The 1809-nt window shown below is 57.0% G+C and carries 1 protein-coding gene; it reads right to left on the minus strand.

Annotation, left to right across the window (positions count from 1 at the left end; translation table 11 throughout):
• Nucleotides 1-1809: non-ribosomal peptide synthetase (locus NX775_RS23825; protein WP_258838240.1), on the minus strand; the 1809-nt coding region annotated here is incomplete at its 3' end.

Here is a 1809-nt window from a genome sequence, read left to right on the forward strand (position 1 = left end):
GGCCACGCCGATCGGTACCGGCCGGACATGCGGGTCGAGGACATAGATACGCGTATTGGCGATCGGCTTGCCGATGAGAACACGTGCTTCGGGTTCGGTTCGGAAAAAGGTGGACGTCATTGTGCATTCGGTCGGCCCATACTGGTTCACTACACACGCCTGGGCACCGAAAAAACGATGCGCCGCGGCGACATGGTGAATATCCAGCGGTTCGCCGGAAACCAGAATCAATCTTAGCTGTCCTGATCGGGCGGCGTGCTTATTGGTTTGCGTGATCGCATCAAGCATGGACGGCGTAATACTAAGCAAGGCCGATATGCGATATTCGTCAATATGCGATGCAAGAGCCTTAGGGTCCTTCGCATCTTTCTGAGGGACCATGACGAGGGTGGCGCCGCTTGACAGAGTGCCAAAAATGTCGCGGACCGAGGCGTCAAAGGACATCGTTGGGATTTGCAGTACCTTATCCTCCGGCTTGACCTCGAAGTTCGTCGTAATGAATGTGAGATAGTTGACGGCCGCGGCGTGGCTAGCTTCGACACCCTTAGGTAAGCCGGTCGAACCCGAGGTGTAAGTAATATAGGCGATTGAGGCAGTGTTTGCATTGATCAGCGGCGCAGAATCGGGGAACTGCTCAATTCCTGCCCACTCCGAAATGGGACAAAGCGCCCTGATGCCATCCACGGGCATGCTTTTTTTCAGCTGTTCGGGAATGAGTATGTGCTCAACGCCGGCGTCCGACAAGATAAAGCCTAGGCGATCACGAGGATAGTCTGGGTCGAGCGGCACGTAGATGCCGCCCGCCTTCAGGATCGCAAGTAGGCCAACTATCATGTCCGGTCCGCGTTCCATGCAGATCGCAACCCGCGCTCCGGGGATGACGCCTTGGGCGATAAGGCGGTGCGCAAGGCGGTTTGCGCGGCCGTTCAGTTTAGAATAGCTAAGGTGTTGGTCTTCGAAGACGACGGCGACGGAGTCCGGTTGGCGCATGGCCTGCTGCTCGAACAGCTGGTGTAGCAGGCACTCTTGCGGATGATAGACCGTTGTGTCGTTGAATGAAACCAGCAACTGATGCAGGTCGGCCTGACTAAGCAAAGGCAAGACGGATAACGATCGTGTAGGTTCGGCCGTCATCGCGGCTAAAAGATTGTGGAAGTAGCCACGGAAGCGTTCGATCGTGGCGCTGTCAAACAGGTCGCTCGCAAAGTCGAGGCTCCCAATCAGCATGCCATCGCATTCGGCCAAGTTGAGTGATAGGTCGAAGTGCGCATTGCTTTGGTCAACCGGTAGCGAGATCATGTTCAGGCCCGGCAGCGTAAACTGGCTGCGGGGCGTATTGTTGAGGGTGACTGCGCTCTGGAATATTGGGCTGTAGCTCATACTGCGGACCGGATTGACGGCTTCCACCACCTGCTCGAACGGCACGTCTTGGTGGGAGTAGGCCTTTAAGGAGAGTGCCTTGATCTGTTCAACTAGTTGGTCGGTGCAGCACGTTTCAGCATTTAGTCGTACACGCAACGCGAGGGTATTGACAAAAAATCCGATCAGAGGTTCGAGCTGCTGGTGGCGTCGGTTGGCGACCGGGGTTCCGATTACGATGTCGTCCTGGCCGGACAAGCGCGCCAGTAATGCAGACCACGGTGCCAGCAAGGTCATGAACAAGGTGGCGCCGTGGCGCTTGGCCAGTGCGAGCAAACCGTCGGTCAGCTCGGCAGACAGAGTCAGTGCCACCCTGCCGCCGGCATAGGACTGTGAAGGCGGACGTGGTCGGTCGGTTGGAAGGGAAAGCAGAACAGGCGCTCCTGCCAA

Source organism: Massilia aurea, assembly GCF_024753205.1.
In the GTDB taxonomy this organism is placed as follows: Bacteria; Pseudomonadota; Gammaproteobacteria; order Burkholderiales; family Burkholderiaceae_D; genus Telluria; species Telluria aurea.